Origin of the sequence: Microcoleus sp. Pol17C6, assembly GCF_036701145.1 — a bacterium.
Taxonomy (GTDB): Bacteria; Cyanobacteriota; Cyanobacteriia; order Cyanobacteriales; family Microcoleaceae; genus Microcoleus.
The window spans coordinates 7,625-18,331 of record NZ_JAUBQH010000090.1 but is presented as its reverse complement, the minus strand read 5'-3'; the positions used below and the strand labels follow the sequence as shown (position 1 = coordinate 18,331).

Genomic DNA, 10,707 nt, shown 5'->3' with positions numbered 1-10,707 from the left:
ATTCAGCTTCAAATTTGGGGGACTTGGATATTTTATGCAATCTTGGTCGATTTAGGTGATGCGGTTGCTGACCAACTCTCTTTACCAATAGATTCGATTTCATTAGAAATGATTTACCGGGGTCTTTACCATTTTTATGTAGCCCGCCAACAAGGTAAGGCAACTGACCCGATAGAGTATTTCGCCGCGCCCGAAAATCGAGATTTAGGTATTGTTAAATCTCAACGAAAGCCCAATGTTAAGTTAATTGTTGCCCCTTTCCCCGATCGACAGCGAGGTCAGAACCAATTTTTCTTTGAGACATCTTCTCAAACCCCCTTGACAACTGCCATACAAGCTTAACTTGTTACCAATGATCCGGAATTAACGAAATGACCGAAGCCACTTTTGACTAGGTGGCTTTTATTATTTGCTGAGGTTGAAGCTGAAGCTTTGTTGCCGATCATTGCCAGCATCCTAAATCTGAAATCTAATCTCTAAAAGCGCCCTAAAATTTCTGGAGTTGCTTAATCAGGGTATGAAAAAAATAAATTGAAAATCCCGAAGTTTTGTGGATACTGGTTTCTATGACTTGCCTATTTAGCCTTTCATACCTAAATCAGCAACGCCCTTTCATCTTTAGCGCTGACGGTCAAATTTTATTAAGTGGCGGCCTCGATCGCACGATTTAAGCTGTGGGATGTCGCAACCGGATGTTGTATTAGGACGTTGATGGGCGATCGGCTGTATGAAGGCATGAATCTTCAAGGTCTAACGGAATTGACGATTGCTCAAAAAGCGACACTGAAAGCGTTAAGGGCTTTGATTTGACATTCTCGATCGAGACCGAATCATCTCCAAAGTCAGGCAGCGTTTACGAGATAACGACCAAGCTCACCCGCCGCCGGAAGGGAGTGAGGAACGAGCGGACTGTAGGCGGTCGGGTGCAGCGCCTTGTTAGCCTATTGTTGGGGCGTTACAGTGCCAGCGCCGCCAGTGGGACGGTGGTTCATCTCAAAGGCTATGGCTTGATCCTAGTATTCAAGATTGTTGCCCCAGACGGTGACATTGACTACTGGGCCACCAATGATTTAAAGATGAGTCCCCTAAAACGCCAGCAGTGGGCAGAGTTTGAGTGGTCGATCGAGGAATACCACCGTGGTCTCAAGCAATGCTGTGGGATTGAAAAAGCCCAAGTGCGTTCTGCTCGCGCTCAACGCAATCACATTGGATTGGCGATTCGAGCCTTTCTCCGCCTGGAGTTGCATTGGTTTCATCGGGGCATCAGTTGGTATGAGTCTAAACTCAGCATTGTTCGGGAGGCAGTGCGCTCCTATTTAACTGCTCCTTGGCTTTCTCTTTCACTAACTGCGTAACTCCTGATTATATACCCTAATTATGAAGATTCTGTAAAGAGGCTGATGTTAAGGAACATCTGACTTAATCAAGGACTATACTGTGTTTTAAAGAACAAAAAATTAAATCATCCTCCCAAAGACTGATTTTTAAGTTTCGTTAAGAAATAACCTGTTAAATTCTGGGAGGCAGCAGGAAACTTACAGTAACGCCGGAAACGTTCAAAGAGAGAAAAGCCAAAAACATAAAAGGGAAAAGTTTCCCGATTACTTTTGTTCCTTCTTTGAAAAAGGGAGAAAAGTAAATATTTATTAGAGTAACTATACAGAAGTTTAGCTATCGGTGTGATAGTTCTAAATTTTGTTTGGTAGTTAACGATGAAAAATTCGCCCAAGAGTTAAAAAACCGGATTCTACAAGGATCTAGCTTTGAGCAGTTAGGCAGAGAATATGCAGCAAATTCTGAAAAAGTAATCAATTTCCGCACGAGAACTATTAGCCGAGAAGAAATGCCAGAACAGATGAGAAATGCTGTAGATAAAGCAAGAGTTGGCGAATTAATAGAGCCGTTTTTAAGCCATAACAATTGGTTGTTATGGCGGATCGAGCAATTGTTGACAGTTACGCTGGACGGGGAAATTAAGCGACAGCTACAAAATGAATTGTTTGAAGAATGGTTGACAGAGAAAATGACCAAAAGCAAAATCCAGAGGGAATTGCGAGAAGGCTTTTAAGTATTTGTAGAATGCAGAAACTTTAATTAATTAGGAAAATAGGATATTATGGATACCAACGAATTCAAATCTCATCATTCTCTACTTCCATTAGGAAACGAACGGGACGAATTAAATTTCCATTTGTTGATGGGTGGAAAAAATGCGATAGCACCTACAAGCTTACAAACATCTCTACCTGAAGTCGAGTTCGTGGGAAGCAACGGATTATTGCCCGTTACGCTTAAAGAAGATGCAAATTTGGCATATAATGCTACTCAAACAGTAATACCAGGTCGAGATTTCATTACTGGCGAAGTAATAGATAATTCTTTAATCGGGACTGATATAAATCAACATATCCTAGCTAAGGAAATTGTTTTTGTCGATTCTTATATAGACAATTATCAACATCTAATAGCTAGCATTAAGCCTAGTGCAGAAATTATTATTCTTAATAGAGAAAATGATAATATTAAACAGATTAGCAATGTTCTAGCCCAACGTAGTGAAATTGCTGCTATCCATATCATTTCTCACGGTAGTTCAGGAAGTTTACAGCTAAATCCAACAGATCTTAATCTGGATAATCTCAATAAACATAGTCAGCAGATTCAGCAATGGGCAAATGCTTTAACCAAAGATGCTGACATTTTATTATATGGTTGTAATGTTGCTTCTGGCGAAAAAGGTTTAGCATTTGTTGATCGGTTAAGTGAATTAACGGATGCAGATATTGCCGCTTCTAATAATATAACTGGTAATATCTCTTTGAATGGTGATTGGATTCTCGAAGAGAATACAGGTGAAATCGAAACCCAATTTTTGTTTAATAAAGGAGCAATTACATCCTATGCTTACACTCTTGATACTAGCCTTTCATCGGAACAAATTAATGAAATTGTTGACGAATTAGTTGGCTCTGGAGGTTTATTTGATTCAATCCAAAACCAAATCAGCAATCAAGTCACTAATCAACGCCTCCCTATTGTAGGAACAAAGTTAAACACAGTTACTCAGTTTTTTGATACAAGTTTTATTAGCAACCTAAAGGCTCAACTAGAGGTTATTAAGAATAGCGCCACACCTACAGTTCAAGCTGTTAAACAGATTTTATTTAATGCCTTTGGCGTAAATGGAACAAATGGACTATTGGTTCTAGATCCCAATGCAGATAAGGACGGCATATTAGATACAGTAGCAGATTTTAATGATATTAAGTTGGTGCTGACTGATGCGAATAATTTTACCTTCGATCTTCAACTTAAAAAAGACTTAACTTACACTTCAGTTCCCCTACCCTTGGATCTGGGATTACCAGCCTTAATTTTTAATTCTACGGGGCTAGGGCTAGATGCTAAAGTTGGTTATGAATTTGGTTTAAAATTCGGACTAGACAATGGTATTTTCAGTTTTGATACTTCCGCTAAAGATGAGTTCAAATTAAATCTTAATGTGGGGCTAAAGGATAATTTAAGTGCTGAAGCAAACCTGGGATTGTTAAATTTTGCTGTTAAGGAAGCTGCGGATAATCCACTTCAGTTTGGCGGGGCAATTTTGGTGGATCTGCAAAAAACTAATGGAGAATTGACAGCAACTCCTACATTATCTGCGGGACTGGAAAACAAAACAAATATTAGCTTAGACCTCCTAACCAAATTTGGCACTGATGATAAATTCCCTTCCATTGAAGCTAAGCTTGATATTGGGTGGGATGCCAAAGCGGATCTGACCTTAGAAAATTTTGATGTTAAGTTCAGAGATGTAAAAATTAATGCTGGTTCGTTCATTAGTGATTTTATCCGTCCGATTGGAGAACAATTTGACAAAGTTTTTAAACCCCTTCAACCAGTTATAGATATTCTTGATGCAAAAATACCTGGTACTAACCTAGGAATTATTGAACTTTTAGGAGACAAGGCAGCGCCAATCAAATCATTTATCAATACTTACAAACAACTGAGCAAATTCAAAACGATCGCTTCTAGTGGCGAGTTTGTAATGATTGATAACCTGGATTTGAGTAAATATATTAGCGGTGATCTCTTCGATTTAAATGAAGATAAGCTAAAAAGTGCTGATTTAAGCAGCATACCCTTTGTTTCTAAAGCGTTACCCAGTGAGTTCACCGAATTACAAAAGATAGGAGTTAATCTCCCTATTCTCACTGACCCGTCCGAAGTATTTAAACTTTTGATTGGTAATGAAAGTGCAACTTTGTTTGAGTTTGATATGGCACCTGTTGGTTTCAAAGTGCCACTTCCTGATATATCAATTCCTGTTTTGCCTGTTCCACCCATCGGCATTAAGTTTGCGGGTGATTTTAGCTTTAATGCTAAATTTGGTTTTGGCTACGATGCAAAAGGATTACATCGGACTCTACGGAAAATAGGTACACCGTTTGACGGGTTTTATCTCAAAGATACTTCTGGGTTAGGGTTAGGTTTAGAAATTAGAGGATCGGGTCAGTTAGGGGTTGATAATGAATTTGTATCGGCAGCTTTGGGTGTTGGTCTTTCCTTAAATTCGGATATAAAAGCTACTTTGAAGGATGATATTGAGCCTGATCATCGGCTGCGTACTTATGAAATTGAAAAAAAATTACAAAAAAGTCCATTATGCCTATTTGAACTTAATGGCCAGATGAAATTAGGCATTTTTGGTGAAGGTACAGTCGGTATAGGGCCATTCAAGAAAACAACTCGCAAGACATTTTTTGACAAAGTGTTAGTTGATTTCAGCTTGGATTGTGGTGATAGCCAAGGCAGCAAACCAATGTTAGCAAACCTAGATAATGGTGTGTTGCGATTAAATATGGGGCGCTATGCCGACCAACGGGGTATTGTCAATAATACTGATGGCAATGAAACATTCAAAGTTGAGCATATAGATGGTGAAGCTGTTAATGAAACAGTAAAAGTTTCAGCTTTCGGACTGACTGAAGAATTTACAGGAATTAGTAAAATTTACGCCGAAGGTGGTGCAGGTGATGATGTAATTGAACTAGCACCAGGGGTATTAGCAGAGTCAGAACTGTGGGGAGATTTTAATCCTGAAAACGGTGTTGCAACCGGACCAGATGGCAAAGCCAGACCAGATGGCAAAGATCGCCTCTTTGCGGGTAAGGGACTGGCAAAACTTTATGGTGGTGGAGATGATGATTATTTGACTGCTGAGGATTTCACTGCTAAGGATGCACCTAATCTGACTCGTACAGGTTCAGCTTATCTCTACGGTGGCGACGGTAATGATGAAATTGCTGGAGGCAGTTCCGATGATTTTATTTATGGTGGTGCTGGAGAAGATGCGCTGTATGGTAATGATGGGCGGGATTTAGTCTATGGCGAGCGACCAAATGCCACAGCAGATATTTCTGATATTCCTGCCAATCAAGCTGGCGATTTGATTAGCGGTGGAAAGGGCGATGATTCTCTCTATGGAGAAGTTGGTAATGATATCATCGAAGGTCTTTCGGGTAATGACAATATCGATGGTGCCGAAGGTGACGATGCGATTACTGGCGGCGCAGGTCGCGACTTAATTCTCGGCGGTAAAGGTAAGGATCTCATCCTTGGTGAAGCAGAAAACGTTCCTCTCGGTCAAGGCGGTAACGATACCATTTACGCTGGTGCAGACGATGACACTATTGAAGATGATGAAGGCGATGACATCCTCGACGGCGAAGCTGGTTTCGACTCCATCAAAGGCGGTATTGGAAATGATTCGATCGCAGGCGGTGATGCTAACGACACTCTCGAAGGTGGTGCAGATAACGACACCGTTTTTGGTGGTTTAAACGATGACATTTTGCGCGGTCAAGAAGGCGAAGACTATTTAGAAGGTGGCGACGAAAACGACCAAATATTTGCTGGTGCTGGTAATGACCAAATAATTGGCGGTAACTCGTTTGCTTCCAGCAATAACGGTGATGACACTATTTATGGTGAAGATGGTAACGATCGCATCCTTGGCGATAACGGAAATGTAGAAACTCTTACCTTAATTAGTAGTGCTGGCAACGACAAAATCTTTAGCGGTAATGGCAACGATTTAGTTTACTCTCAAGGTGGCGATGATTATGTAGAGGGTAGCATCGGATTTGATACCATCTTTGGCGGTCTGGGAAATGATTCGCTACTCGGACAAGAAGATGATGATTATATAGAAGGTGGTGCAGATAACGACACCGTTTTTGGTGGTTTAAACGATGACATTTTGCGCGGTCAAGAAGGCGAAGACTATTTAGAAGGTGGCGACGAAAACGACCAAATATTTGCTGGTGCTGGTAATGACCAAATAATTGGCGGTAACTCGTTTGCTTCCAGCAATAACGGTGATGACACTATTTATGGTGAAGATGGTAACGATCGCATCCTTGGCGATAACGGAAATGTAGAAACTCTTACCTTAATTAGTAGTGCTGGCAACGACAAAATCTTTAGCGGTAACGGCAACGATTTAGTTTACTCTCAAGGTGGCGATGATTATGTAGAAGGTAACATTGGACTTGATACCATCTTTGGCGGTCTGGGAAATGATTCGCTACTCGGACAAGAAGATGCAGATTATATAGAAGGTGGTGCAGATAGCGATCGCATTTCCAGTGGCGCAGCCGATGATTTAGTAATTGGCGGTTCTTCTAACCTTGATGACTTAGAAGACAAGTCAGACGGCGCAGATGAAATTATCGGTGATGTCGGTAACGATATTATTTTAGGCGACAACGGCACCATCAACCCTGTCACCCGCGATGTTATCACTAACCCTAATGGCGGTGCAGGTAGCGATACTATCTACGGTGGTGTTGGCAACGAAATCATTTTTGGCGGTGGTTTAAATGACTACCTCGTTGGTGATGCTGAAAATGGCAGCGGAAAAGATATCGTTGTAGGCGACCAAGGTTCATTAAATGCCAACTACATAGTTGCAGAACATTCCCCAGTTGATAACTCTGGTGGTAACGATACCATCAGTGGTAGTGGTGGTGAAGACTTCCTCTTGGGTGGCGATGGTAATGATAGCATTGCTGGCGATGCAGATCCAGATGTTCTCGTTGGTGATAACGGTAAATTAACCTTGAATCAAGGTGTAGTTACACGCACCGAAACTACTAACCCAGAAAACGGTGGTAACGATACGATTACTGGTAGCAATGGCGCTGATCTTCTGTTAGGTGGGAGCGAAGATGATAACCTTTCTGGTGGTAGCGATGAATCAGCAGATATCCTATTAGGTGATAACGGCGTTGTTGTCATAAATGACGCTAGCGAAGACGCTAACGATATCTTCTCTATTTTCCCGACTGCTGGCGGTAAAGATACTATTGATGGTGGCGCGGGAAATGATATTGCGATCGGCGGTACGGCTGAAGATCTGCTGTTAGGATTTACAGGTGCAGATATTCTCCTTGGCGACCACGGACGCATTACCCGCGATAATACTGACAGTGTGCAAAGAGTTGCTACCACCTTTGAAGATAACGGCGGTGACGATAGCATTGATGGTAACGAAGGTGCGGATATTGCACTCGGCGGTCAAGGTAATGACAGCATCACTGGTGGAAACGCTGACGATATTCTGTTAGGTGATAACGGCGTTGTTGTCAGAAATGATGGTAGTGCAGACGCGAACGATATCTACTCCACTTCCCCGACTGCTGGCGGTAGCGATACCATTACTGGTGATGAAGGCGCAGATATAGTTGTTGGCGGTAGAGTTGGCGATCGCATTTTCGGCAACCAAGATAATGATATTCTCCTGGGAGATGGCGGTCGCATTACTCGCAACGCTAATGATGTAGTAGAAAAAATCGAAACTACCTTCCCAGATAACGGCGGCGATGATACCGTTGAAGGCAATCAAGGTAAAGATATCATCCTTGGTGGTTATGCCAACGATCGCCTGACTGGTAACACCGAAGCTGATATTATCTTGGGTGATAATGGCGTACTGAATTACGTAGTTGATAACAACCCTGCTACCCTCGATTTAGTTACCACTACCAACCCAACTTTAGGTGGTAACGATATCATTGACGGTAACGAAGGAGATGATATTGCCTTTGGCGGTAGTGCTGCGGATATCATCAACGGTGGCGATGGCAAAGACTTAGTATTTGGCGATCACGGTAAAGTAGATTTCAGTTTACCCGCCAACCAAAACTTCACCTCAATTGATACCTCAATTACCGATAAAGGTGGCAACGATATTATTCATGGTAACGCCGATGACGATATTATCCTTGGCGGACAAGCTGACGATTTAATCTTTGGAGATGGTGGCGATGACGACATCATTGGCGGTCATAATGTCGCAGGTGGCACTGATGGTAATGATTCCATAGATGGCGGTACTGAAAATGATGTCATTACTGGCGATAACGCGATCATTACCCGCCGCGTCGATAACATTAGTCCAAGGATGCGCGTCCTCGCAGGTGAAACCATTTATGATGACGCTGGCAATCCTTTAATTACTGCCAACAGTCAAGCGAATCCTACTACTAAGACGGAACGAAATATCCAGTTACTCGACCATTCTGTCAACGCAGATGCTAAGACTTTTGGCAATGATGCGATCGCAGGGGGTGCGAACAACGATATGATCTTCGGACAACTGGGTAACGATGTCATCCAAGGCGATAGTTCCATCAGCGAAGTAGTTAGCCTCACCGATCCTTCAGTAGAAAATAGCAATGACGGCGACGATTATATTGAAGGCAATGGTGGCAACGATTTAATCTTTGGCAATTTAGGTCAGGATGATATTATCGGTGATAGTTCCAGTCTGTTTGGCAACGACACGCAAGCAAAACGTCCGACTGGTCAAGATACCATTTTTGGTGGTGCAGGAACGCAGATCGATCGCAACAATCTGGGCGACCAGTCAGCAGAAGGACACGCTCGCGATGCAGATGCAATCGTTGGCGATAATGGTAATATCTTCCGCTTGGTAGGTACTAAAGGTAATTATAGCGGCAAGTTTCTTAACTTTACCTACGATAATTACAGTAAATCACTGCAAATTATTCCTCGCGCCATTCAACTACTTGACTATACTTCCGGCGGTAATTCTAACAACTTGGGTGGCGATGATTTAATCTTGGGAGAAGCGGGTGATGATGTCTTGTATGGCATGACTGGTAATGATGTTATGTTCGGTAACGCACAAGATGACGACATCTTTGGCGGTACAGGACACGATCGCATTTACGGCGGAACGGGTGAAGATGGAATCTTAGGTGATGATGGACGTATTATTACCAGTCGCAATGGCGAAACCGAAACCCTTTACGGAATCACAGTACCAGACCAAGAAGGAAAAATTGGCTTACCTGGGCCATTCATCGGCGCTATAGTGAACGAAAAAGCTCGCTTGAAGAAAGAAGCGCGTTGGTTAGCTTTTGAGTCAGGCGGTAATGATGTAATTTACGGCGGTTTAGGCGATGACTTCCTGCATGGCGGTGCTGGTGATGATGGCATTTCCGGTGCAGAAGCTTTGCCAGAATTCTACAATATGCTTGCAGTAAAAGATTTCAACACGTTGCGCTACGATCCACTTACTCGCAAGTTAGCTGCTTATGATGCAGTTAATCCGCGTCTGAAGATTAACAATTTCTTCCTCAACTTTGAAGCAACTAACGCTAAAGGCGAAAAAGTTGATGATGGCAAAGATTACATCTTTGGTGACTTTGGTAATGATTGGTTGGTAGGCGGTACTCGCAACGATCGAATGTTTGGCGGTATGGGTGACGATCTGTTAAATGCCGACGATAACCACGATACTAATAACGGACTCAACAACCGTCCTGACGATCCAGAGTTTGCTGATGGTGATTTTGCCTTCGGTGGCGGCGGTTTGGATGTGATGATTGCGAATACGGGACGTGATCGCTTATTTGATTGGACGGGTGAATTTAACAGCTTCATCGTGCCATTCAGTCCGTTTGGACAGCCTACTATTGTGCGATCGATTTCGCCTCACGTTGTTGATTTCCTACTTGCTCTCGGTGAAGGTAGCGGCGCAGATCAAAACCTAAGCGAACCTTATGGCGAACTCGGTTTAGTGACGCAAAAAGATCCGCAATGGAAGGATCAACATGGTGCGCCTCGCGATCCTCAACCGGGAAATATACCAGGAGTGCAACGCGATACTCAAGGTCAACCTGAATGGCAATCTAGCCAAGGCGGTAGTAATTCCAGTCAACCTCCCCAAGCTGGCAGTTCCAACGGTCAAGGAAATGGCAATGCGAATTTAGCGCCCGAAGTTGACGATCGTAATAATCAAGGAAATGGTAATACCAACTTACCTCCTCAACTAGATAACTCCAAAAACCAAGGTAATGGTAATACCAACCCAGAACCCGAAGTTGACGATGACAATAATCAAGGAAATGGTAATGCCAACTTACCTCCTCAAGTAGATAACTCCCAAAACCAAGGTAATGGTAATACCAACCCAAAAACCGAAGTTGACGATCGTGATAATCAAGGAAATGGTAATACCAACCCAAAAACCGAAGTTGACGATCGTGATAATCAAGGAAATGGTAATACCAACCCAAAAATCGAAGTTGACGATCGTAATAATCAAGGTAATGGTAATGCCAACTTACCTCCTCAAGTAGATAACTCCCAAAACCAAGGTAATACCAACCCAAA

4 protein-coding genes and 1 pseudogene are annotated in these 10,707 nt (G+C 42.6%); all 5 read left to right on the top strand.

The features are described from left to right. A pseudogene (locus tag QUA25_RS27100) lies at positions 1 to 342 on the top strand (IS4 family transposase); the annotation flags it as partial. A gap of 303 nt (positions 343 to 645) precedes the next feature. Beyond that, entirely contained in the window at positions 646 to 810 is a 165-nt protein-coding gene (locus QUA25_RS27095) for a hypothetical protein (RefSeq protein WP_333042643.1), read from the top strand. Beyond that, on the top strand, positions 807 to 1,355 hold the full coding sequence (locus tag QUA25_RS27090) for a hypothetical protein (RefSeq protein WP_333042642.1): 549 nt from the start codon (positions 807 to 809) through the stop codon (positions 1,353 to 1,355). Before QUA25_RS27095 ends, QUA25_RS27090 begins: the two co-directional genes overlap by 4 nt. Positions 1,356 to 1,699: 344 nt before the next feature. Next, on the top strand, positions 1,700 to 2,068 hold the full coding sequence (locus tag QUA25_RS27085) for a peptidylprolyl isomerase (protein WP_333042641.1): 369 nt from the start codon (positions 1,700 to 1,702) through the stop codon (positions 2,066 to 2,068). 48 nt (positions 2,069 to 2,116) lie between these two features. After that, on the top strand, positions 2,117 to 10,707 hold an 8,591-nt coding region (locus tag QUA25_RS27080), incomplete at its 3' end, for a DUF4347 domain-containing protein (protein ID WP_333042638.1).